The 23,895-nt window shown below is 38.6% G+C and carries 18 protein-coding genes and 2 pseudogenes; 7 read left to right on the top strand and 13 right to left on the bottom strand.

Translation table 11 applies throughout. From position 1 onward, the window contains the following. The 8 genes and pseudogenes from FJR38_RS27585 to topA all read right to left on the bottom strand — a co-directional run. Window positions 1–478, bottom strand: a pseudogene (locus tag FJR38_RS27585) (hypothetical protein); the annotation flags it as partial. 26 nt (window positions 479–504) lie between these two features. Continuing rightward, window positions 505–1,110, bottom strand: a complete 606-nt coding sequence (locus FJR38_RS19180) for a VWA domain-containing protein (RefSeq protein WP_168490889.1) — start codon at window positions 1,108–1,110, stop codon at window positions 505–507. 37 nt (window positions 1,111–1,147) lie between these two features. Next, on the bottom strand, window positions 1,148–1,753 hold the full coding sequence (locus FJR38_RS19175; protein ID WP_168490891.1) for a VWA domain-containing protein: 606 nt from the start codon (window positions 1,751–1,753) through the stop codon (window positions 1,148–1,150). A gap of 139 nt (window positions 1,754–1,892) precedes the next feature. After that, window positions 1,893–4,516 (bottom strand): annotated as a pseudogene (locus tag FJR38_RS19170) (HD family phosphohydrolase). A 183-nt stretch (window positions 4,517–4,699) separates the two neighbouring features. Continuing rightward, window positions 4,700–5,611 (bottom strand): ADP-ribosylglycohydrolase family protein, encoded by a 912-nt coding sequence (locus FJR38_RS19165; protein WP_168490895.1) that lies wholly within the window; start codon window positions 5,609–5,611, stop codon window positions 4,700–4,702. A gap of 40 nt (window positions 5,612–5,651) precedes the next feature. Further along, window positions 5,652–6,146, bottom strand: coding sequence for a type II 3-dehydroquinate dehydratase (gene aroQ / locus FJR38_RS19160; protein ID WP_168490896.1), 495 nt, complete (start codon window positions 6,144–6,146; stop codon window positions 5,652–5,654). Then, window positions 6,121–6,261: a hypothetical protein gene (locus FJR38_RS19155; RefSeq protein WP_168490898.1), complete on the bottom strand. Its 141-nt coding sequence runs from the start codon at window positions 6,259–6,261 to the stop codon at window positions 6,121–6,123. The genes aroQ and FJR38_RS19155 overlap by 26 nt, the downstream gene beginning before the upstream one ends. 362 nt (window positions 6,262–6,623) lie before the next feature. After that, window positions 6,624–9,263, bottom strand: a complete 2,640-nt coding sequence (gene topA, locus FJR38_RS19150) for a type I DNA topoisomerase (protein WP_168490899.1) — start codon at window positions 9,261–9,263, stop codon at window positions 6,624–6,626. Between the two features lie 462 nt (window positions 9,264–9,725). On the opposite strand from topA, the gene FJR38_RS19145 reads away from it, so the two are divergent. Together FJR38_RS19145 and FJR38_RS19140 are read left to right on the top strand one after the other, a co-directional pair. Next, complete coding sequence (locus FJR38_RS19145) at window positions 9,726–10,016, top strand: RNA-binding protein (protein ID WP_168490901.1); 291 nt, start codon at window positions 9,726–9,728, stop codon at window positions 10,014–10,016. Window positions 10,017–10,854: 838 nt separating this feature from the next. Further along, complete coding sequence (locus FJR38_RS19140) at window positions 10,855–12,417, top strand: NAD(P)H-quinone oxidoreductase subunit N (protein WP_168490902.1); 1,563 nt, start codon at window positions 10,855–10,857, stop codon at window positions 12,415–12,417. A 55-nt stretch (window positions 12,418–12,472) separates the two neighbouring features. Here the strand turns inward: FJR38_RS19140 and FJR38_RS19135 are convergent, their stop codons facing one another. Further along, on the bottom strand, window positions 12,473–13,783 hold the full coding sequence (locus FJR38_RS19135) for a response regulator (RefSeq protein WP_168538805.1): 1,311 nt from the start codon (window positions 13,781–13,783) through the stop codon (window positions 12,473–12,475). A 164-nt stretch (window positions 13,784–13,947) separates the two neighbouring features. Further along, the gene (locus tag FJR38_RS19130) at window positions 13,948–14,526 is read right to left on the bottom strand and encodes a response regulator (protein WP_168490905.1); all 579 of its coding nucleotides are present in this window, start codon (window positions 14,524–14,526) and stop codon (window positions 13,948–13,950) included. 241 nt (window positions 14,527–14,767) lie between these two features. Here FJR38_RS19130 and lipA point away from each other — a divergent pair, with 241 nt between their 5' ends. Next, window positions 14,768–15,664 carry a lipoyl synthase gene (gene lipA / locus FJR38_RS19125; protein WP_168491158.1) on the top strand — a complete coding sequence of 299 codons (897 nt, stop codon included), beginning with the start codon at window positions 14,768–14,770 and terminating at the stop codon, window positions 15,662–15,664. 138 nt (window positions 15,665–15,802) lie between these two features. Beyond that, window positions 15,803–15,922 (top strand): photosystem I protein PsaX, encoded by a 120-nt coding sequence (psaX, locus tag FJR38_RS19120; protein WP_168490906.1) that lies wholly within the window; start codon window positions 15,803–15,805, stop codon window positions 15,920–15,922. A 21-nt stretch (window positions 15,923–15,943) separates the two neighbouring features. Here psaX and FJR38_RS19115 read toward each other — a convergent pair whose 3' ends face one another. Next, window positions 15,944–16,813 (bottom strand): branched-chain amino acid ABC transporter permease, encoded by an 870-nt coding sequence (locus FJR38_RS19115; protein ID WP_168538803.1) that lies wholly within the window; start codon window positions 16,811–16,813, stop codon window positions 15,944–15,946. 220 nt (window positions 16,814–17,033) lie between these two features. Here FJR38_RS19115 and hrmK point away from each other — a divergent pair, with 220 nt between their 5' ends. Together hrmK and larE are read left to right on the top strand one after the other, a co-directional pair. After that, window positions 17,034–18,854: a hybrid histidine kinase/response regulator HrmK gene (gene hrmK, locus FJR38_RS19110; RefSeq protein ID WP_168538801.1), complete on the top strand. Its 1,821-nt coding sequence runs from the start codon at window positions 17,034–17,036 to the stop codon at window positions 18,852–18,854. Window positions 18,855–19,282: 428 nt separating this feature from the next. Next, a complete protein-coding gene (gene larE, locus FJR38_RS19105; RefSeq protein ID WP_168538799.1) occupies window positions 19,283–20,098 on the top strand; it encodes an ATP-dependent sacrificial sulfur transferase LarE in 816 nt (271 codons plus the stop codon). A gap of 69 nt (window positions 20,099–20,167) precedes the next feature. On the opposite strand, the gene FJR38_RS19100 is transcribed toward larE, so the two are convergent. After that, window positions 20,168–21,298, bottom strand: coding sequence for an SGNH/GDSL hydrolase family protein (locus tag FJR38_RS19100; RefSeq protein ID WP_168538797.1), 1,131 nt, complete (start codon window positions 21,296–21,298; stop codon window positions 20,168–20,170). A gap of 794 nt (window positions 21,299–22,092) precedes the next feature. Between FJR38_RS19100 and FJR38_RS19095 the strand changes: the two genes are divergently transcribed. Continuing rightward, on the top strand, window positions 22,093–22,287 hold the full coding sequence (locus tag FJR38_RS19095) for a hypothetical protein (protein ID WP_168490915.1): 195 nt from the start codon (window positions 22,093–22,095) through the stop codon (window positions 22,285–22,287). Window positions 22,288–23,043: 756 nt separating this feature from the next. On the opposite strand, the gene FJR38_RS19090 is transcribed toward FJR38_RS19095, so the two are convergent. After that, window positions 23,044–23,769, bottom strand: coding sequence for a cyclase family protein (locus tag FJR38_RS19090; protein WP_168538795.1), 726 nt, complete (start codon window positions 23,767–23,769; stop codon window positions 23,044–23,046). Between the last annotated feature and the right edge of the window lie 126 nt (window positions 23,770–23,895).

Genomic DNA, 23,895 nt, shown 5'->3' with positions numbered 1-23,895 from the left:
CTTCTTGTTTTCGCAGTTCTTCAGCCGCATCTTTTGCCGCTAAATCTGACTGAACATCTGCTAATAAATTATCTATAACTACATCTGATTTTGTCGTAGTTGAATTAACAAATTGAATGGAGTTTAAGTTAGTCTGGGGTACGGTAGGTTGATATGAAATATGTTCCGTTTTAGTTTCAGCTTCTGCAAAATCGGCTTGTACTTCTGATAATAAGTTATCTATAACTACATCTGACTTTGTAGTAGGTGAATGAACAAATTGAATGGAGTTTAAGTTAGTCTGGGGTACGGCAGTTTTAGTTTCAGCTTCCGCAAAATCAGCTTGTACTTCTGATAACAAGTTATCTATTAATACATCTGATTTCGTAGTAGAGGAAACCACAAACTTAATTGGGTTTAAATTAGTTTGTGGTGGTGTAGTTTTTGGTTGAGTATGTTCAGTTTTAATTTCAGCTAATAGCTTATCAATGGAATCCATATTGGTAATTCCTGGAAAAGAGATTGCTAATCATTAATGGCATTGAGAAGAACTTCTGATAAACTCATATCTTCCATATCATCCATTGTCACGGTGTCGCAAATATCAAATTTAGCACCTGCACTTTGTAGTTCATCATCTAGAATTTTCAGAAAGCGGGTAGCTTGAGCATCATTACCAACTTGAATAAAGGAAATACCTAATTCTTCATCTTTATCTAGACGACGAGAAGCTTCAATAATTACCTTCATTACGGCTTTGCGATCATCTGGTTCACCATCAGTAACTACTAAAATTGTTTCCCCATTGGGTTTAGCTGTACCAGCAGTTTTACGTTGTAGATAATCATCGGTAGCGTGTTTTAAAACTCCTGCTAAATCGGTTGTGCCAGAAGGATCATTTTCCATGAAAATTTGTGAAACTTTGGCAGATGTGACATTTTCATAACGTTTGAATTTTCCAGAAAACAAGTAAATAGTAATGCCATCTGGATCATATTGTTCACATTTACTTGCTAATGCTAAAGTTGATTCTTGTGCTGTTACCCATCTAGTTCTACCACCTTTTTGATCTGGGGTAGCCATGCTACCACTTTTATCAATAATCAAGGTGTAATCACGATTGTCTAGCATGGCTAAATTCTCCAGTTATTGGTAAGTAATTTTTAAATTAATCAGTTATCGCATTCATTAAAACATCAGCCAGACTCATGTCTTCTAAATCATCTAAAGTTATGGTGTCACAAATATCGAATTTTGCACCAACACTTTGTAATTGATCATCTATGGCTTTGAGGAATTTGGTTGCTTGAGGATCATTGCCAACTTGAATCATGGAAATTCCTAATTCTTCATCTCGATCCATTTTTTGGGTAGCACTGATGATGACTTCAAATACGGCTTTACGATCATCTGGTTCACCATCAGTAATAACTAAAATTGTTTCCCCGTTAGGTTTGCTTTGCCCGGCTGCTTTGCGTTGAAAATAATTATTCAGGGCATCTTGTAATACACTGGCTAAGTTGGTTGTTCCTGCTGGATCATTTTCTTGGAATACCTGAGCTACTTTGGCTGATGTCACATCATCGTAACGTTTAAATCTGCCGGAAAAAACGTAAATTGTAATGCCATCTGGATCATATTGTTCACATTTTCTGGCTAAAGCAATGGTAGATTCTTGGGCTATTTCCCATCTACTTCTCCCGCCCACTTGGTCGGGTGTGGACATACTGCCGCTTTTGTCAATAATTAGGGTATAATCGCGATCGCTCATCATAATCTTCCTTTGGTTGTTTTCTCTAGTTTAATGGTTAAGTACGAATACAGTACCATAATTAAATTCTTTGTAATATTTTTATGAGTATTTCTTATCTGTTCCCTTTTTTTGTAATTATCTATGAGTTAGAAATTACAAGTTACGAATTACTAGTTTTTGATTTAGGGTAAGCAATGCGTTTGTGATGAAATTGTTGCCAAACATCTACAAATATTTTGGCAATTTTTGGCATTTCTGCCTTTGTTAATCCTGAATCTATTAATTGTTCATCTTGCCATTTTGCTCGCAAAATATTATTCAGCATATTTAATGCTTGTTCTGGAGTTGCATCTTTGAGGCTGCGTAAGGCAGCTTCACAAGAATCTGCTAACATGACGATTCCTGTTTCCCGTGATTGGGGTATAGGTCCATCGTAGCAAAAATCGGCTTTATCTACTATGATACTAGGATTTTCTTGAGCTACTTGTTGGGCTTGGTGATAAAAATAGGCGATCGCCATTGTGCCTTGATGTTCGGGAATAAAAGCCTGAATCGCTGTTGGTAAGCTGTGTTTCTTGGCCATGATCAACCCTTGCGTCACGTGCTTTTTAATAATTTCTGCACTTTTCCAAGGATCTTTAATTTCTGTATCATGTTTATTTGGTCCTCCCATTTGATTTTCAATAAATCCTAATGGATCGTGCATTTTGCCAATATCATGGTATAATGTCCCCGCCCTAACTAACTCTACATTACATCCCAATTCTTTTGCAGCCGCTTCAGCAAGAGTGGCTACTAATAAAGTATGCTGAAAAGTTCCTGGAGCTTCCGTCGCCAAACGCTGTAATAATGGGCGATTAGGGTTTGCTAATTCTGCCAAGCGGATGGGGGTAATCACATCAAACAGCTTTTCCAGATAAGGGCTTAAACCCAAGGCGACAATACTCCAAGCCAAGCCCGATACAGCAAATAAACCTACTTCTTGGAAGATATACCAACCTGAACCGAATACCGTACCCGTAAAGATTTTTAATAATAAATATATGCCACCTTGGGTTAAGGCAGTAATAACACCTAATAAAGCGAGTTCTTCCCGCGATCGCAATATATGCGCTACATAACTGCTTAAAATTCCACCCCCAGCCCCAGCCATCAATACGAGAATACTTTTATCTACGGTAAATGGTAGTATTAATGACAGTAAACCTACTACCGTTACCCCTACAGTCGGACCATAGAAACTGCCTAACAACAAACCAATGGCACTCCAGCTAGTATAGGGTAAACCGATTGCTAATATTCCCGGTACAGTCAGGGTAAGTAGTAAGACTAACAGGCGATCGCGTTGTCGTAAATAATTATTACTTTTTCTTTCTAACCACACAAAAATCCGAATAGCTACACTCACAACAGCAGCTAAAAATGTTAACCTCATCCAATTCACCTGACGGCCAATCAGTTGATAATGTTCTAAAACTTCAAATTTCCATTGTGTAATTTTCTCTCCTTTACTAACAATTACCTCTCCTTTTTTCACCTGTAACATTACAGATGGTATTTCCTGCGCTGCTAGTTGAGCTTGTTGTTGAGTTTGTTCTTCATCTTTTTAAGATTTGGTTGAATTACAGCTAATAATATTTTTGTTGCTAACGGTTCAGCCTCACTAGGAACAGATAATTGTACCTGTAAACTCACTGCATTATACAAAATACTTTTGGGTAATCCAGAGGATATTCCCTGGGCAAGAATTCGCTCTGCACTTTTACGAATTCCCGCCTGTGTATTTACCCAATCATTATCAGATAACTCTAAAATAATAGGTTCTATATAAATTTTTTTGAGTTTTCCAGTTTCTAGTTTTGATGCTTTCTCAATAGCTTGATTATATGCTTGTCTAGCTTGAATTATTTGCTTAATCAGTGCCGAAAAATCTCTTTCTGATGTGGTAGCTTGATAAGCTTCAATTTCTGATAATGCTTGAATAAAAGCTGCATCATCACTCGGTTTTTCTTGACTGGGTGTAGGTGTAGCTACCCCACTCAAGCTATCAGATAATGGTAATCCCGGAAAAATTGATGAATTAGATATGGGTTTTCCAGTTGCAGAAATTCGTTTTCTTAAATTTTGTTTACTATTATTTTCTAAAATTCCTTGTAATTTTTGCCATTCTAATATTGGAAGAGAACGCAGATAACGTTGAGTAGGAATTGATAGAACTGAAATATCAAAAAAAGGAAAAACGCCAACTATTGTCCTAATCTCATTACTGGCATCTAAAATTTTGTTCAATCTTTCATTAATCTGCTCATTTGTCTGATTATCAATCATCAAAATAGGCACAGAACTATTTATCGCTGCTTGACGTTGTAGTTCTGTTTCTTGCTGATCTTCAATATTATCCGTATAAGGAGCAATAAATGTTTGTAAGGCGATATTACCAACCTTCATTTTTGGTTGGTTATATAAATCATGCCCCAGCATACTTGTCAGTGATAATATTGCTAACACCAAAATTATTGAGGAGCGTTTTTGATGTATCCATTTAAAAAGAACTGTATCAAGTCCGCCTTTTTTTTTCAGTACGTTACCAGACGATTTATTTGTTTGCCTGTGTTTACCTTGTTTTCCTTGATGACTATTTGTTGATAAATAGAGAAGTATATCTTTGAAGAAATTCCTATGCAGTTTTTGATGGCGCTTTCCTTTGCGGAATAGCACTTTATACTGTCGCTGCCATTGCCTTAAATGCTGGCTCAAGGACTGCAAAAATCGCTGCGTTTTCATCTTTCCTTCCGCGAAATACCCCAAGTATGGCTGATGCCTCTGGCTCCCGAAGGGATACGCCACCCAAGTTAGATTAGAACTTAGGGATGGATAGCGGTTTGTATTTTACCTTATTTAGGGTTAAATACGAGTCTCTAAGTTTACTACATAATTGGTCACGTGCTTTGCCTAATCATAATTCTTTCAACGAATAATATGAGGAGCAGCAAAGATAGTATATCCTTTCTCTACAAATTCGCTAAAATCATCGTTCAGGTCATACACTCCCGACCACACCTCCATCATTGTATCGGCTAATTTTAGCATCTGAGCAAAACTATGAAGTCCCCATTTGGAGGATTTGTTAGCTAAAACAGGAATTTGCCAATTTATAGGTATACCGACGGAACTATTGTATGCACCTGATAATGATCCGGTAATTGCACTTATAACATCTTGATTAACTAAATCGTGATTTTGAGTAGCCCGTAATATTGTGAGGGGAAAGTCTTCTAGGGTACTCAGGAAGCAATAAATAGCTAAACTAATATTGCTAGTGAATGTTTCCTCTAACTGGTGCTGCGTGGCTATACTGCTCAATTCCCTGCACGCTATTTCTAGTCCTGCCCCTTTTTCTAATAAAGCATTGACTTTTATTAACTCTTGTGGTAAAGAAGTTGATGTGTTACCTAAAAAACTAACTGTTTCCGAAATGAGGTGAATGGGGTTTAGTTTTTCATTGAGAGATCGAGCGATCGCATATCCTATGATTAAACTAGCATCTGTGACAACTGGCTCATTTTGCCAATTCAATATTCTTTGCACTGCTAGGATATTTTCTCGCATTTTTGCAGTATCTTCATGAAAAAAAATTACTACTGGTAAGGTAGCGAAAATTATTTGTCCCCAGGAGTTAATATTTGTTTCTAATTCAATCCCTGCTTGTTGCTGACGCTTGAGCCAATCATCTACATCTAGTTTTCCTAAACTAATTAAACTTTCTGTCCCCAAAACGGCAATTTTACCCAAATCACAACTATTTCCGTTAGCTAAACTCTCTCCTAACAATGCTCCCAGAAATATACCCCTAACCCGATTAACGAGAGAATAACGCATGATTTTTAATTGTCAATTGTCAATTATCAATTGTCAATTATTACTGCCTTAAATAATACACCAGTGCTTGCAAGCCCAACACATAGCTTTGAGCGCCAAAACCACTAATTTGACCAATTGCTACCGGTGCTATATGAGAATGATGACGGAAATCTTCCCGACGATAAATATTACTTAGATGCACTTCGACAGTAGGTAAATTAACAGCCGCGATCGCATCTCGTAAAGCTACACTCGTATGAGTGTAAGCTCCCGCGTTTATGACAATTCCCTGATGCTTGCCTAATGCCCCATGAATAGCATCTATTAAAACCCCTTCATGATTTGACTGCACGGGTAACGTCTCTACTTGTAGATGCACTGCTTCTGCTTCTAACAAGCGATTAATTTCTGCTAAAGTTAAAGAACCATAAATTCCAGGTTCTCTGAGTCCTAGCAAATTTAGGTTTGGCCCATGCAGCACTAAAATACTTAAAACTGGCAAATTCAACTCCCACACCTTGAAAATTTTAGCGACGGCGCATAGAAGGTTCATGCACAGGAATAGGAATCAGTTCCGGTTCCGGTTCAGCCTCTGGACCTAGCAGGCTATCAATTAACTTTCGCGCTAATTCTTTCAGCTTTTCCAGTACCTTTTCTATATAATCCATTAAATTGACCGCTCCTGAGATACTACCTCAATTTTATTTAACCAGGTCGCAGAAACTCGCGTATTATCGCACCTTTAGCCTTTAATCAGGTTGACACTTTTCCATAATTATGGTAACAACCACTAGGAAATTGTAATTTTGTGTTTTCCCTTACTTATTAGATTATCACATCTACAATTCTTAATGAGTAATTAGTGATAGGAATCAATTTTAGGAGTCAGGAGAAGAAAGAAAAAGTATTATGACTTACGCAATAAATGGCTTAAAACCTGATTTTTCCGTAGGGGTAATTCATGAATTACCCCTACTATTGTGATGTTGTGCGTAAATCCTGAGTATATTTCTCCCCCTTTCCCCTGCGTTTAACTGGCTGTGTCTTTCTTTTTTCCTCTTGTAGTGGTTGACTTAGTTGTTGATTTAGTGGTTGACTTAGTTGTTTTGCGTGTAGATTTTGTAGATGCTTTGGCTGACAGTAATTCAATTGCTGTAGACAGAGTTATATTTTCTACTGATTCACCTTCGGGAATACTGACATTAGTTTTCCCATGTTTAATGTAAGGTCCATAGGGTCCATCATAGATATTTATGGGCGAATCATCTTCTGGATGTGGACCTAATTCCCGTAAAGCTTCTTTTGACTTACTCTTGGCGGATGCACGTCCTTTTTTAGGTTCTGCCAGTAATTCCAAAGCACGATCTAGAGAAATTGTCAAGACATTATCCGTAGATTTCAGGGAACGGTAATCTTTCCCCTCTTTCCCTTGGTCATGGACAACATAAGGACCAAATCTTCCTAAACTAGCTTGGATTTTTCCACCAGTTTCTGGATGAGTTCCCAAAGCACGGGGCAAAGACAATAGACCAACAGCCATGTCTAAAGTAATTGTTTCCGGTGTTACACCTTTGAGTAAGGACGCTTGTTTGGGTTTGGGATTTTCCTCAGTTTTGTCACCTAGCTGAACATAAGGACCATAAGCACCAATTTTGATATAAATTGGTTCTCCAGTTTCCGGATGACGACCGAGTTGATCCGGACCCACAATTTTTTGTTTAAGGAGGATTTCCACCTGTTTGGGATTAAGGTCAGCAGGTGTGAGGTTTTTGGGGATAGAAGCTGTCACTACCTCTTCACCATTAGTAACTTCGATGTAAGGACCATATTTACCAATACGGACTTTAGCATCTAAATTTTCTAGTTCTACAGTTCTAGCTTTACTGGCATCAATTTCGGTTTCCCGTTCCCTCACCAAAGTTTCTAAACCTTGTTCACCAAGATAAAATTTCTTTAAGTAAGGTAGCCATTTAGCTTCACCTGTAGCAATTTCATCCAAGGTTTGCTCCATTTTGGAGGTAAAACTAGGATCAACAATATCTGGAAAATGTTTTTCCAATAAATCAGTTACAGCAAAGGCAGTGAAAGTAGGAATCAGGGCATTATTCACCAATTGGGCATAATCTTTATCAATGATTGTGCCAATGATGCTGGCGTAGGTACTAGGACGACCAATCCCTTCACTTTCTAAAGTTTTTACCAGAGTTGCTTCAGTGTAACGGGCGGGGGGTTGGGTTTCATGTCCTACCGCTTCCAGTTCACGACACAATGGATGATCCCCAACTTTGAGAGGAGGTAAAATTACTTCCTGATCTTCTAAAGCGGCTTCAGGATCATCAGAACCTTCTACGTAGGCGCGGAGGTATCCTGGAAAATCTATCCGCTTCCCAGAGGAACGAAAACCAGCTTCTTCCACTTGTAGCTGGACGGTAATTTGAGTTTGACGAGAGTCAGCCATTTGAGAGGCGACGGTGCGTTTCCAAATCAAGTCATAGATAGCAAATTCCCGGCCACCCAAACCGGTTTCTTGGGGGGTACGGAAACTGCTCCCCGCAGGACGAATGGCTTCGTGGGCTTCTTGTGCGCCTTTCGATTTAGTGGTGTATTGCCGGGGTTGGGGACTCAGGTATTGTTTCCCGTATTTTTGTTCTACACAACTGCGAGCGGCAGCGATCGCTTGATCAGATAAATGCACCGAATCTGTCCGCATATAGGTAATATACCCTTGCTCATACAAATTCTGAGCTACCCGCATGGTGTCCCGTGCTGACAAGCGCAATTTGCGGTTAGATTCTTGTTGCAGTGTAGAAGTAGTAAACGGTGGTGCAGGTTTGCGAGTGACGGGACGTTCTTCCATATCCGTCACTGACCAAGTTTTTCCCTCTAGGCGTGCCTTTAGGGCTTCTGCTTGCTCCTCGTTGAGTAATACTACTTTGCGACCTGCGGTAATTTCTCCCGTTGTAGAGTCAAAATCACTACCTGTAGCAACTTTCGTACCTGCTAGAGCTACTAACACGGCGCTAAAAGGACTTTTTTCCTGCTCTAGGCTGGCTTTTAAATCCCAATATGCACCTTCATGGAAAGCCCGGCGTTGCCGTTCTTTTGTGACTAATAACCGCACTGCTACAGATTGAACTCGTCCGGCGGATAACCCCCAGGCAATTTTTTTCCACAACAGGGGCGATAGGGTATATCCTACTAATCGATCTAAAATGCGCCGGGTTTCTTGGGCGCGAACTAACTGCTCATCAATGGTGCGGCAGTTTTTCAAAGCTTTTTGAATGGCTTCTTTTGTAATTTCATGAAACACCATTCGCTTTGTCGGCACTTTCGGCTTGAGCAATTGGTATAAATGCCAACTAATGCTTTCCCCTTCCCGGTCTTCGTCAGTTGCCAAAATCAGTTCAGTTACACCTTTGAGGGCTTCTTTAAGCTGAGTGACAATTTTCTTTTTGTCTTTGGGAACGACATAAACCGGTTCAAAGTCGGCTTCTACATTTACCCCAAGCTGCGCCCATTTTTCTCCTTTGACGGCGGCGGGAATTTCACTGGCCGATTGTGGAAGGTCACGGACGTGACCCATGGAAGCTTCTACCTGATAGTCTTTTGGCAGGTAGTTGCGAATGGTACGAGCTTTTGTCGGAGATTCGACGATGACAAGAGTTGACATGGAAATTAAAAAAAAGAATAGCTATAAAGCTAAACAGTCAAGTTGGATTAATTTTTGCGAAATGTCAAGTGGAACTGTCAACTAAAATTATAGAGGTGCTGACTGTAGAAGCTAAGAGGTCAATTAGGAAATGAGAACGGAGATAGGATAAAAGTGGCAGTATTTACATCCTTGTTTATACTTTATACTTCTTATTTGCTGAGAGCTTAATTAAATTTTTGTTGTTTTCATCTCAACTCATCGAACCAGGTAACTTTTATATAAATTTCCCTAATAAATGTAAAATGAGATACATATTACCATAAAACACCACAAATATACATTTTTTTTCTGGTTTCTAGATGATTTGTGTTAATCTAAGTCTAGAGATATAAGTCCGGTGCTACAGATATTGTTATCAGTAAAAATGTCTGTTTGTGTAACTGTGCTACATCTCTATATCAATGGATTTTGGAGAGTTTCATGTCAATTTACGTAGGAAACCTAGCCTACAGCGTCACACAAGAGGACCTGACTCAAGTATTTGCTGAGTATGGTTCTGTTAAACGAGTTCAGTTACCCACAGATAGGGAAACAGGCCGTGTACGAGGCTTTGGGTTCGTAGAAATGGAATCAGATCAGGCAGAAGAAGCAGCTATTCAAGGACTTGATGGTGCGGAATGGATGGGACGCGTCATGAAGGTGAATAAAGCTCGACCACGGGAGGAAAAAGGCAATCGCTCAAGTAGTGATGGCTACTCTCAACGGTATTAATTTTTTAATCAAAATTACTTAGCCTTAACAGTTCAGTTTTATACTGGACTGTTTGTTTTGCGTTGTTGTAGTATATTTGCGGAGAGGGCAAAATTCAGCAATTCAGAATTGACACTCTCAGGGCTAAAGCCACTGAGATTCTTGGTTCAACGAGTCCACTTAACTTAGAACCCTTGCGGTATCTAAGCCAGAGGTGGTTCTCTCCCCAAGCGTTAACTTTCCCTCTGCCCGAAGGTAGTTGCATTACTGCAAATTTTGATTGAGTTTATAATTCTGTGTCGTGTTGATCGAAGTCGAAACACAAGTCTAGCTCCCATGAAGATTTTACCTATTCCTGGGCAGGAACTAGAACTATGGAATAGAACCCCATATCTTCAGTTGTCAAGGTACAGATTGCCGTTAGGCAGTTAGGTTTTTATACAGGTTGATTACCATTCCTGTTGTGAACAGTATAACACCATTGAGAGCAAAGATAACAAAACTTCGCGCACCTCAACCAATCTTGATGAAAAGAAAGGCTCTATGCGGTTAAAACCGTGGTCAGTGAGCTTGCCGAACTGCACGAGCGGTCACTGAGCTTGTCGTTAGCGTAGCGTGGCGTTAGCCATAGTGTCGCTTATATCTCAGGTCTAAAGACACTGAGCTTTACTCTTACCGGATGCTCTTGTAAAAACCACTTAACTTTAGATTTAGATTTGGGATTTTATTTACTAAAATGGCGTGTATACGAATTATTAACTATTGAAGATAGAAAGATTAATGCAATTTTAGTTAAGAAGTATAGATAGAATAAACTTGTGTTAGCCCTAATGTTTAATCGCTAAAACCTATACATCTCATGGATTTTGCTAATTTTGCATCCCAGTTAAATGCTGGAACGATTTTACCAGAGGGAATTGTCATTCTCACCCTCTTAGGGGTTTTGATCGTTGATTTGATCTTGGGACGGACATCTGCTCGCTGGATAGGATATTTAGCGATCGCTGGTTTAACAGCCGCGGTTATCGCTCTATACTTCCAATGGGATAGTAGTAATCCCATTGCCTTTACGGGCAGCTTTAATGGTGATGACCTGAGTATTATCTTTCGCGGTATCATCGCTTTGTCATCAATGGTGACAATATTGATGTCTATTCGCTATGTCGAACAAAGTGGTACGGCTTTAGCTGAATTTATCGCCATTTTGATGACTGCAACTTTGGGAGGAATGTTTTTATCCGGTGCTAATGAGTTGGTGATGATTTTCATCTCTCTAGAAGCCCTGAGTATTTCCTCTTATTTGTTGACAGGTTATACAAAACGTGACCCCCGTTCCAATGAAGCAGCGTTGAAATACCTGTTAATTGGAGCTTCCAGCACAGCCGTATTTTTATATGGTGTCTCACTGCTGTATGGTTTATCCGGTGGACAAACAGAATTAACTGCGATCGCTAATGGTATCGCTACAGCCAATGTTGGTCAATCTCTCGGCTTAGTTATTGCTCTAGTTTTCGTAATTGCGGGTATTGGTTTCAAAATTTCCGCTGCACCCTTCCACCAATGGACACCAGACGTTTATGAAGGCGCACCAACTCCAGTTATTGCCTTTTTATCCGTTGGTTCTAAAGCAGCCGGATTTGCCCTCGCTATCCGTTTATTAACTACCGTCTTCCCTATCGTTGCTGATGAGTGGAGATTTGTCTTCACAGCCCTTGCAGTCCTGAGTATGGTGTTGGGTAACGTCGTCGCCCTAGCCCAAACCAGCATGAAACGGATGTTAGCTTATTCATCTATTGCCCAAGCTGGCTTTGTGATGATTGGCTTAATTGCGGGAACTGATGCCGGTTATTCCAGTATGATCTTCTATTTACTGGTATATCTATTCATGAACCTGTGCGGTTTTACCTGTGTGGTACTGTTCTCTCTGAGAACCGGAACAGACCAAATCGCCGAATACTCAGGTTTATATCAAAAAGACCCACTCTTAACACTGGGTTTGAGTATCTCTCTGCTTTCATTGGGTGGTATCCCGCCACTAGCCGGATTTTTCGGGAAAATTTACCTATTTTGGGCAGGTTGGCAAGCTGGTCTTTACTGGTTAGTTTTACTAGGTTTAATTACCAGCGTTGTTTCCATCTACTACTACATTCGTGTAGTTAAAATGATGGTAGTCAAAGAACCTCAAGAAATGTCCGACGTAGTGAAGAATTATCCCCAAGTCCGTTGGGATTTACCAGGTCTTAGACCTTTACAAGTGGGTTTGATAGTAACTTTAATAGCGACTACTATCTCTGGAGTTTTATCCAATCCCTTGTTTACTCTAGCTAATAATGCCGTTGCTAACACTCCCATGTTACAAGTAACCAAGGTTGCCAGTACACAAGCTAGTGTGATGATCAATCAACAGCAACAGGAATTTTAATTTCTCAATAATGGGTAATGGGTGATAGGTGATGATTTTTTCTCTTACCAATCCCCTATTCCCCATTGTTGTTAATTGGTAAAGTAATAATAAATTCTGACCCCTTGCCTAGTACAGAATTCACCTCAATATTACCCCCATGTTTTTCAATAATAATTTCCCTGACAATTGATAAACCCAAACCTGTACCTTCACTTAGAGATTTAGTGGTAAATAAATGCTCAAATATTTTTTCCTTGGTTGTCGGTGACATTCCTATGCCATTATCTTTAATTCCAATAATTACATGATTAGCATCTTCGCTCAGACTGGTTTGAATATGTATTTGATGAGGATTTGCTAAAATATCTTCTGCTTTTTGTTTATGATTAGATTCATCAATAGCATCAATTGAATTAGCTAATATATTCATGAATACTTGATTTATTGGTCCACTAAAACAGTTAATCAGAGGTAATTTAGCATAGTTTTTAATTACTTGAATATTAGGACGATTGGGAGTAGCTTTGAGACGATGTTTGAGAATAATTAAAGTGCTATTAATACAATCATGAATATCACAAAGAACTTGGCGATCGCTATCTCCCCTAGAAAATGTTCTTAAACTAGTCGTAATATCCCGAATCCGTAACACACCTTCCTGCATAGACGCAATCAAATTAGGTAAATCATCACGAATAAAATCTAGATCAATCTCAGATATGGCCGCTGCTAATTCGGGAACAGGATGGGGATAATAAGTTTGATAAAGATCAATAATACACAGCAAATCCTGGATATGTTCTATAGCCGGTTGTAAATTACCCGCAATAAATCCCACCGGATTATTAATCTCATGGGCTACTCCAGCCACTAAATTTCCCAAAGCAGACATTTTTTCTTTCTGAACCAGTTGGGTTTGAGATGCTTGTAAATCTGCTAATGCCTTAGTAAGTTCCGATGTTCTTTCAGCAACTCTAAACTCTAAAGTTTTTGTTAAATTCCGTAATTGTAAATGAATTTTCAGCCGTGCTAATACTTCCTCTACCTGAAAAGGCTTAATAATGTAATCTACTGCACCTAATTCCAAGCCCTTAACCTTGCTATCTATATCAGCTATACCAGTCATGAAAATCACTGGAATATCGCTAGTTTCAGGATTACTCTTCAATTTTTTACAAATTTCAAATCCATCTATACCCGGCATCACCAAATCTAACAAAATTAAATCAGGTTGTTGATATTGAACCTGTTTTAAAGCACTTTCTCCATTACTAGCCGTAGAAACATCAAAACCTGAACACTTTAATAAATCAGAGATGATTAACAAATTGGTATAGCTGTCATCCACTACTAAAATTAAACTATTTTCTTGTTTATCAGCCATACTTCTTCTTGAGAGTCATACAATAGTAAAACTCAAACTAATTTATTGGACAAATGCCAAAAAAAATCCTGCCGTTTCTTAGCTAGGTACAACCTAGCATTACTCAATCCATATTTTATCAGACTGAGGATTTTAGACGGCAAGAATCATTACCAAAAACAATACTACTTAATTTTCTGTTTAATGAAAGTCACAATTTGATTAAGCTGTTTCTTCAAGCCATCAATTTCTACTTGCATCTTGACAATTTTATCATTTAGTGATTTTATTTCAGCGGATGAATCTACTCCATTCACAGATGGATTCGCTGGAGTTGATTGATTGTTTCCAGGAATAACCAGGGATGGATTTAAGTCTTTGCGCTCTTTTTTGGACTTAACCATTGCTGACTTAATCGCACCAATGAGTTGCTTTTGGTCAAAAGGTTTGCCCAGAAATTCAAAATATTCAAATGGTTCTAGGAGTTTTTCCGTTACCTCTTCCTTTCGTCCGGACATAATCACCAAAGGGATTTTCCGTAACTCTGGTTGAGCTTGAATGTTCTGGAAAACATCCCAACCACTCATTTTTGGCAGCAGAAAATCCAGCATGATTAAGCTGACTTTTTCCTTGAGGATGAGATTGTATCCTTCTAACCCATCTTTTGCTTCTATTACCTCAAAATTACCCGGAGGTAACATTTCTCGTACTTTCACCCTGACAACGGTAGTGTCGTCAATAACTAAAATTTTGTTACTTGCCACAACTGATTACTCTACTAAAAACTTTATGTTTAGATGGCGGATTGCTGATTGCTTTTAAGAATTCTCTCACTATATCCAAAATTTATGTAGATTGGGGAAGAGTATTTTCTAGTACAAACTTAAAAAACACAAGTATTGTGTGAAACCTCTACTGACGTGCTGATCAATTTGTATCATAATTATGGACTTACTCACGAACGGTAGGAAAACTAACTACAGAGAACATACAGATTACAGAGATATGAACTCTCCCAAACAAGTTGATATCAAGTCAGAAATTATAAATATGCCTAGCTGGTTGCGTCGCCCCCTGGGCAAAGCCAGTGAAATCTCTACTGTCCAACGTATCATTAAGCAGCGTCAAATTCATACAATTTGTGAAGAAGGGCGTTGTCCGAATCGGGGTGAATGCTACGCCCAAAAAACGGCGACTTTTTTATTGATGGGTCCAACTTGCACACGCGCCTGTGCTTTTTGTCAAGTAGATAAAGGTCATGCCCCCATGGCTTTAGATGAGGAAGAACCGCAAAAAGTAGCCGAATCGGTACAGCTTTTAGGATTACGGTATGTGGTGTTAACTTCTGTCGCCCGTGATGATTTGGCTGATGGGGGTGCTGGTCATTTTGTCAAGACCATGGAGACTATTCGCCAATTAAATCCAGAAAGTCAAATTGAAGTGCTAACACCAGATTTTTGGGGTGGCGCGGGTTTGTCAGGCCAACTTCGCAGTATAGAGATGATTGTCCAGGCTCAACCAGCTTGTTTTAATCATAATGTGGAAACTGTCCGCAGGTTAACTCCGAGAGTACGCCGGGGGGCAAAATACGATCGCTCTTTGGCTGTATTAGCAACAGTTAAAGAATTTAATCCCACGATTCCTACTAAGTCGGGTCTGATGGTGGGACATGGAGAAACCATAGCGGAATTAATTGAAACCATGGCGGATTTGCAATCTGTAAAATGCGATCGCCTCACCATTGGTCAGTATATGCGTCCTTCTTTAGATCATCTCCCAGTCCAAAAATATTGGACACCAGCCGAATTTGCAGAACTCGGTAATATAGCCAAGAACATGGGATTTAATCATGTTCGTTCAGGTCCCCTAGTCCGCAGTTCCTATCACGCTGGGGAGGATTGAAGGGCAGGTAAAAATTGACAATTGACAATTGACAATTGATAATTACCTCTGCCTTACAAAAATATTTTTAAAGAATTTGTGAAATTGGTGCATCAGTTTGCTATTTCTTAAAAAGTCACGAAATTAGGAGAACCGCTTATGACCGCTAAAGGAAAACCCGCTGCTAAACCTTCCTACGCTTTCCGTACAGGTTGGGCATTGCTACTTTTGGCTATTAACTTCTTAGTAGCAGCTTACTACTTCAACATCATTCAATAGTTAGAAGTAGACTGGTGCTGCTTAAATCGTGCCTTTGAATAAACCCTTGGGGCGAATAAGCAGCACCAAGATCATGATTAATAGAGCTACCCCTTGTTTATACTGTGAACCTAGCCAAGGGGTACTGACTTCTTGAGCAATACCAATAATAAAAGCCGCAGCGATCGCTCCATAAGGATTACCAATTCCCCCCAAAATTACCGAAGCAAATAAGGGTAAAATCAAAAACCAGCCCATATTCGGACGCACGGCTGTAATTAGCCCGTACATACTGCCACCTAAAGAAGTGAATGTACCAGCAATTACCCAAGTCCAGAGAATTACCCGATCAACATTAATACCAGAAACTCTAGCTAAATCTAAATCATCGGCTACTGCCCGCATCGCTTTGCCAATTTTGGTATTTTGCAACAGGTAGTGAAGTGATAAAATCGCCAGGATAGCTAATACCAGTACCAATAATTGATTTTGTGGTACTTTTAATGTCCCAAATTCTAAAGCAGGGATAACAGGTAAATTATAGTTTTGGTTTTTACCACCCCAGATAAAAATGATCCCATTGCGGAGGAATAAGGCCAGACCAATGGAGATAATTATTAATGTTGTCGAAGTAGCACGAATAGACCGCATTTTTGACCACAGCAACTTCTCCGCGAGTAGCATTCCTCCCACTGTCCCCAAAGCAGCTACGATCATTGACAGCCAAATATTTAAACCCATACCATTGACCATGAAAGTCAGATAAGCGCCCAAGGTGAGAAAATCACCATGAGCAAAGTTAGATAATCGTAAAATCCCATAGGTAAGGGTAAGTCCCACGGCGGCTAAGGCAATAATGCTACCCACAGCAATACCATTGATAATTAATTGAGCAAATTGTTGTATATCCATAATTATGAAGTTACGATGAAGTCATGATAAAGTTACGATGAAGTGGCTGTTGCGAAAATAGGTAGTAAGTGATTTCCTTCAATCATCTTGGGGATCTTCGTCACATTCAGCACTACCAGTGATAGGTTATATATAAAAAGCATTCGTAGGGTAATATACATAAATACTGTTTACATTTTCATTTGTGAGCAGAATATTTTTTTCAGCGGTCTAGTTGACCATGCAACAGTCTTCAAGCTTACCAGAACGAAACTCAAAAATAGACGGAAAGCCTCTTTTGACAACAATTGAACACCTACGGCATCAGTTGTGGTTGGAAAGCAGCTTAAACAAGTTGCAGATTCGCCTCAAGGATTATCTAATTTCTGTGGCTACTACGACTCAATTAGGAATAGCTCCAGAAGCAGAAATTTTCCGAATAGTTGTTAATGAACTTCATACGGCTTTCAGTGATAGTTTAATTGCGTTTACCCAGTGTATCGTAGGCATTGCCATATTTGAACCACAGCAACTAGTTGGTCAAATTTCCTATATTTCCTACTCACCATATTCAGCATCATTAACTCCCAAAGTGGAGGGAATCTCCCCAACAGCCAAGAACTTAAGCATCCGATTACATAAATCTATCAAGCTCAAAGATGTGCAACAAATGGAGAGACAACAACTCCAAAGTGCTTGGTATTTATTTGGAGATACTCAGGGGGTAAGAGGTTGGTTGATAATGAATACAAGCAGTTTTTCACCAGATTGCAGATTATTTAAAGATGCCTTTGCACCTCTAAAGTTACAACTAATTACAAAAAGTGTAGAAAATTGCCGTACCGCTTTAGCACAACTCGAACAAATACAATCTCGCCATCAAGATTGTCAACAGTTGGCAAACTTCAATCAAGAACTAGAACGCACTAACCAACTCAAAAATCAATTTTTAGCTAATACTAGTCACGAAATCCGCACACCTCTAAGTTCTATTATTGGTTTTACCCATTTGCTTTTAGCACAGGGTTATGAACCTGAAAAAGCACGTCATCAAGAATATTTACGGATTATTCAATCTAGTGGTAAGCATTTACTGGGACTAATTAATGATATTTTGGATCTCTCCAAAATAGAAGCTAATCAGCTAGAAGTTCAATGGGAAATTATTGACGTTTCTACTTTGTGCCGGAATGTTTTAGCTTTAGTAAAAGAGAAAGCCGCTAATAAAGGTTTAACGCTACGCTTAGAAATTGAAACAGATATTAAAAATGTGATAGCCGATCCTTTGCGACTCAAGCAAATGCTGTTAAATTTACTCTTCAATGGGGTTAAGTTTACCACAAAAGGGACTGTAGGGTTACAGGTTGCTAGTCAAGAAGGATTTTTGCGGTTTACTGTTTGGGATACTGGTACAGGGATATCTTCTGAAGATCAAGCTTTACTATTTCGTCCCTATAGTCAAGTTGTTAACCCCGCAGTCGGACGGAATGAAGGTACAGGTTTGGGGTTAGTAGTGACTCAAAAATTGGCAGAAATTCATGGTGGTTCTTTAGAGTTAGAATCTGTAGTTAATCAAGGTTCTCGTTTTAGTATTTTATTACCTCTCAAGCCTACAGGAAAAGTTTTAGCTGCTATAGAAACAACAGCAGAATATGATTTAGAAGTGGTAAGTCGTTCTGGTATTGATGATAGTAAGATTTCGGCTACTGTAATTTTGTTAGTGGAAGATGATTTACCTAATGGGGAATTAATGGGGATTTATTTGAGAAGGTTAGGATATCAAGTTAGCTGGGTGAGGAATGGGGAGCAAATGTGGACTAATCTCCAGGAAATAGCACCTGATGTGATTTTAATGGATGTGAGTCTACCTGATGCGAATGGTTTAGATTTGGTGCAAGAATTACGAAACAATTCCCAATTTCAACACATACCAATTATTGCTCAAACAGCAATGGCGATGAAGGGAGATAGAGAATTTTGTCTAGCTGCGGGTGCTAATGAATATATTTGTAAACCGATTGATTTACAAGTTTTAGCTAGTTTAGTAGCAAAGTATGGCTAATTATCTGATTCAGACAATAAGTAGGCAGGCAAAATTAATTATATAAAAGATTTGGATTTAATGTAGGGGTAGCGCCCCCGTGCCTACCCCGGTATTTGGGGCAACCACAGGGGGTTTGCCCCTACAAAATTGATTGATTTAGGGATTTTTAAAGTACAGGATGATTATTTCTAATTATTTGTCTGCATCAGGATTTGTAGGATTTAAGGATGTACAGGATGATTATTTCTAGTGACTATTAATTTTATAGATTACTTTGGAAATAAAAATCTTGAAAATCTTTTAATCCTGAGCATCCTGATTCAGACAATAAAAATCCTGAAAATCCTTTAATCCTGTACTTCGACTTCGCTCAGTAACCAAAAATCCTGATTCAGACAATAATTAGTTAAAATAGAAGTGGTTAGGCGTTATGGGGTTTGAGTAGGATGAGTGGGATAGAAAAACTGGAGCAGTTAAAAGATTTATTTACAGAAATGGAGCAGGCTTTGATAGCCTATTCTGGGGGTGTTGATAGTACGCTGGTAGCGAAGATTGCTTATGATGTATTGGGCGATCGCGCGTTAGCTGTGACGGCCGTTTCTCCTTCTCTATTACCAGAAGAGTTAGAAGACGCGAAAATTCAAGCGGCAACTATTGGAATTGCTCATAAAATTGTCCGAACCCAGGAAATGGACAATCCTAATTACACTTCTAACCCGGTAAATCGTTGTTATTTTTGTAAAAGTGAATTACACGATACCCTTAAACCTTTGGCTTTAGAACTAGGTTATCCTTATGTCGTAGATGGTGTAAATGCTGACGATTTACATGATTATCGCCCCGGAATTCAAGCTGCAAAAGAAAGAGGTGCGCGATCGCCTTTAGCAGAAATTGGTGTCTCTAAAGCCGAAGTTCGACAAATCTCCCAACATTTGGGTTTATCTTGGTGGGATAAACCGGCTCAACCTTGTTTAAGTTCTCGCTTTCCCTACGGTGAAGAAATTACCATCGCTAAATTACAGCGCGTCGGTAGAGCCGAAATTTATTTGCGAAATCTGGGTTGGCAAAATTTACGGGTACGCTCAGAAGGTGATACAGCCAAAATTGAACTATCACCAGATCAAATTAAAGATTTTGTCTCAACTACAGATTTACCAACTCTAGTATCAGCATTTCAAAACTGGGGATTTATCTATGTCACCTTGGATTTAGAAGGTTATCGTAGCGGCAAACTCAATCAAGTTTTACAACCTCTGCTTTGAAGGAGAAAAAAGCCAAAAAATTCTTCTTTCTCAATCCTCGCACTTCCAGAGCAAGGTAATTGTCAATTATCAATTGTCAATTATCAATTGTCTTTGAGCAACTCTAGTTTCTATTTGCTCAAGTGCAGATTGCCATACCTCATATCCAGCGCGAGATAAATGCAATCCATCAGTAGTTAATTCCGAACGCATATTACCATCCAAATCTGTAAACCAATTGTGAATATTTAGATAATTAGCTCCTTGCTTTCTGGCAATTAAAGCGATTTGAGTATTAATATGACGAATACGACTATTAGCGATTCTTTGAGAACGTACAGGTAAAATAGATTGGACAATAATCTGGCTTGTGGGGTGACTCTGGCGTAAGTTGTGAATAATGCGGTGTAAATTCAGCAAAATTGACTTGTCAGTAGCACCTTTACGTAAATCATTAATACCAATCATTACATAAATTGCATCCGGCTTGGTGGACGAAAAAGCCGATAATCGTTTTAAGACACCCTGGGAAGTATCTCCAGATATGCCTTGATTTAGCCATAATTTACCCGTAGGTAGTTTTTCCTTCGGAAACCATAAACTTAAAGAATCACCTACCAAGACGCTCAAACGATTTGCACCTTGGCCTTTAGTCACGGCGTTAGCTTCCATCGCTAATAAGCTTTTCCAGTCTTGATAAGTTAGTTTAGATGTTTTGTGTAAATTCCGGGCTGATGCTAAATTTTCATAATCATTAGTCCGGGTATAAATTTGACCACTTCTCAACGAAGCTATTCTATGCTGATAAAGTTCACTACCAGAAGCTGGTACGGATCTAGCTTTAGCTGGTTGGAAATTGAAAGATGATTTAATCGGAGTTGATGAACTATTCTTAGAGGTAATTTTTCTAGAGATGGAAGATTTTCCTGATTTAGCTAAAGTGCGATCGCTAAATTCTGGTAAAGCAATCTCCTGAGAGGCCATTTTCTCCGTCTCATAGGATTGGAAACCCTGTGCTAAATCCAATAAGGTGCGATCGCTAAATTCTGGTAAAGCAATCTCCTGATGAGATGGTTTTTCGATGTCATGAGACTGAAAACCTTGTACCAAATCCAATAAAGACAAAGAACCTTCGGGAAGACGGGGTATTTGTGGTAGTGCTGATGCGGGTATTGTTAATCCTGTTAACAAGCTTGCGGCCAACAGATAAGGTTCACTCATCGTTGTTTTATTCCTTGTACGTATTCACTGCTTATCCTTATGACAGCCTTTACTAAGTGAATTCAGGAAGATTTCTGTTTCTATTGATTTGATTATTTTGTTCACAATATTTAACTTAGTTAAGCAATGTAACAACATCAAATTAGTTTATCGAAAGTCTATACCCCATGGGCAAGATTAAACAATCCTAAATTTTTGGGTTTTAGACTGCCAAAAGCTTACTATATAAGGTTTATTGCTTTTTCTCTATGTATCATGTTTCCAATCATGTTACTCTTGTAGTTTATGAAATTTTGGGAATAAAAACTATCTCATACTTTCGGTAGATGACAATTTTTAGTAGTTTGTGGATAGAGTCATAAGAAGATTTAATAAGTCATTAAGTCAGCATAAATATTCATTTGTCAAAAATCAGTAATAAAAAGCTACAAAGTTGAATCTATAAGCTTTAAATACGCTATTAGTTTTTTGCTATATATACGTTTATTCATACCCACTAAGTACAGTGTTTTTGTGGGATACAAGCGTAAACATACTGGGTTTATGCCCGTAGCTTAAATAACACAGTAATACAAGCCGAAGTATATAGATCCTAGAAATGCTTGCTATGACTAGGTTATGCCCGTAGACAAAAAAGTAAATTTGCAGAATTACTAGAACTGCTTGCTATTTAGAGTCTGGTTTAGACATATAAATATTTATCGAAACAAAAGCAGATCAGTTCCAGGAATGTAGAATTACTTCGCTAAAAGTGCTAGGATTTATCCGAAGTCATTAATGTTTCCTTTTATTCCGTGGCTAGAGCTAGTACAGCAATCGGTGTTAGTCCCATCATTAAGGAGATTGTGCAAAAACAGGCACATTCAACTCGCTTAACCTTGAAAGAGGTTATCCTCATGGGAATGTTGGCAATTGACAAGTTAGACGACCAAAGTTGTCAAGAGTTGGCGGATCAAGTTCATCAAATGCAGGTTAATGGTGAAATCTAAATCTGTAGGTAAGAGTTAAAAATCTCCAACCTCCAGTTCACAAGCTGAAATTGATAACAAGAGTGTTAGTGTGATTTATCACCTTTCTACTCTTGAATCAAACCAGAGCAATTTCCCATTTCATCATCCTGGTCTATGTCAAAATCTATCCAACGGTGTTACCAATTTTCAGTAACAACTCCCGTTGAGTTAGGACTCACGAAGGGATCTAGTTTTAGATCCCCTGCATCTGTCAAAAATTAAATAGAAAACTCAGCGCAAGCTTGGGGTAACTGTGCTAGATCAATTTTGATTCTTGTCGTTTTGCAGCGACATAAATAAGCACTGTTAAATTCACTATTAGCAATTTCTCATAAATTCTGTGGAATTGCTTTCTGATTCTCCTCTGGGGGTTGATTCAGAAATATTACGTCCAATTCGTAAAGTATTAAGCTTTATAGTCATTATTAAGTAGTTCTTGCTTAATCTGTCTATAAGGCTTTAATATTTTGCGGTTGTCTAAGTAACTAAGTAGGTGGGCGTTAAAAATTGTCGTTGGGGTAAGGGAACAGGAATAGAGTTTTGAGCGATTTTACTTTTCTTCACATACCTTTAATTTTTTCTGTTCACCTATTTAGACAAAATAAATCAACTTAGATTAAGTAAAAATATTGAGATGATTTGGTAGTAAGGGCTTCAGCCCTTAAATGAGGACTAAAGTCCTCACTACAAACTTGGAATTATTTAGTCCGTTCTACTTACTAGAAAAATAAAAATTCAAAATAACGCTATCACCGCAGCCGGAGAACCAGAACCCCCCTTTAATCGTAGAATACCAATGATTAAAGTAATACCTTGAGGTGGTAACTGATCTAAATTGGTGAGGTTTTCGATAACTATGAGCGATCGCTCTAGCAACAACCGATTAATAGTAAAATTGGTATCCTGTCCAGAATCTATACCATGAGTATCAATCCCTACTCCAGTTATTTGTCTTTGTATAACTAAAAACTCAGTTGCATGATCACCAAAACCAGGAAAGTGCATTTTTCCTTCCATATCTTGGTTAAAAAATGCCTTCTGACTTAACCACTTTTTTTGCCAACCAGTATAGAGTATAACTAAACTCCCACTAGGAATTTCCCCAAACTGCATTTCCCAAGTTTGGATATCAGCAATAGTCAAAACATAATCAGCATTAACCCCAGCTTCTTCACAGACATTAATCACTACAGCGGGTACTATCAAAGATGGAGCAGAATATTTGTCTATACTCGCACCATTAGGATAAAAACTATTAGGCGCATTAATATGAGTGGCGCTATGTTCTCCTAAAGAAAAGCCTCGCAAATAATAACCATCATCTTGAATTTCTGCAACACTAGCAAATTCAACCGGAGGATCACCAGGCCATTTAGGTATATCCGTGTCAATGACATGACTCAAATGAATAACACGAGAGTAATTAATATTTTTTGCGTGCTGTGGTTCTTGTGTAGACAAAAGAATAAATTCGTGAACTAAGGAAAATCCATATCATTGTAGCAAATAATCCCCCCAGCCTTTTCACTTCAAGGTAATGGGGGGAGGTTAAATGTTGCAGCAAAAAGTGAAATTAATATCAGTTAA

This window comes from Anabaena sp. UHCC 0253, assembly GCF_009712085.1.
GTDB lineage: Bacteria > Cyanobacteriota > Cyanobacteriia > Cyanobacteriales > Nostocaceae > Dolichospermum.
The sequence above is the reverse complement of the archived record's forward strand: the minus strand, read 5'-3'. Positions and strand labels throughout refer to the sequence as shown.

Excerpts from the sequence above, each read along its gene's own strand:
- FJR38_RS19135 (WP_168538805.1), bottom strand. The coding sequence starts at position 13,783 with ATGGCTGATAAACAAGAAAATAGTTTAATTTTAGTAGTGGATGACAGC.
- FJR38_RS19165 (WP_168490895.1), bottom strand. The coding sequence starts at position 5,611 with ATGCGTTATTCTCTCGTTAATCGGGTTAGGGGTATATTTCTGGGAGCA.
- FJR38_RS19100 (WP_168538797.1), bottom strand. The coding sequence starts at position 21,298 with ATGAGTGAACCTTATCTGTTGGCCGCAAGCTTGTTAACAGGATTAACA.
- FJR38_RS19145 (WP_168490901.1), top strand. The coding sequence starts at position 9,726 with ATGTCAATTTACGTAGGAAACCTAGCCTACAGCGTCACACAAGAGGAC.
- FJR38_RS19180 (WP_168490889.1), bottom strand. The coding sequence starts at position 1,110 with ATGCTAGACAATCGTGATTACACCTTGATTATTGATAAAAGTGGTAGC.
- topA (WP_168490899.1), bottom strand. The coding sequence starts at position 9,263 with ATGTCAACTCTTGTCATCGTCGAATCTCCGACAAAAGCTCGTACCATT.
- lipA (WP_168491158.1), top strand. The coding sequence starts at position 14,768 with ATGAACTCTCCCAAACAAGTTGATATCAAGTCAGAAATTATAAATATG.
- larE (WP_168538799.1), top strand. The coding sequence starts at position 19,283 with ATGAGTGGGATAGAAAAACTGGAGCAGTTAAAAGATTTATTTACAGAA.
- aroQ (WP_168490896.1), bottom strand. The coding sequence starts at position 6,146 with ATGAACCTTCTATGCGCCGTCGCTAAAATTTTCAAGGTGTGGGAGTTG.
- FJR38_RS19115 (WP_168538803.1), bottom strand. The coding sequence starts at position 16,813 with ATGGATATACAACAATTTGCTCAATTAATTATCAATGGTATTGCTGTG.
- hrmK (WP_168538801.1), top strand. The coding sequence starts at position 17,034 with ATGCAACAGTCTTCAAGCTTACCAGAACGAAACTCAAAAATAGACGGA.
- FJR38_RS19140 (WP_168490902.1), top strand. The coding sequence starts at position 10,855 with ATGGATTTTGCTAATTTTGCATCCCAGTTAAATGCTGGAACGATTTTA.
- FJR38_RS19175 (WP_168490891.1), bottom strand. The coding sequence starts at position 1,753 with ATGATGAGCGATCGCGATTATACCCTAATTATTGACAAAAGCGGCAGT.
- FJR38_RS19155 (WP_168490898.1), bottom strand. The coding sequence starts at position 6,261 with ATGGATTATATAGAAAAGGTACTGGAAAAGCTGAAAGAATTAGCGCGA.
- psaX (WP_168490906.1), top strand. The coding sequence starts at position 15,803 with ATGACCGCTAAAGGAAAACCCGCTGCTAAACCTTCCTACGCTTTCCGT.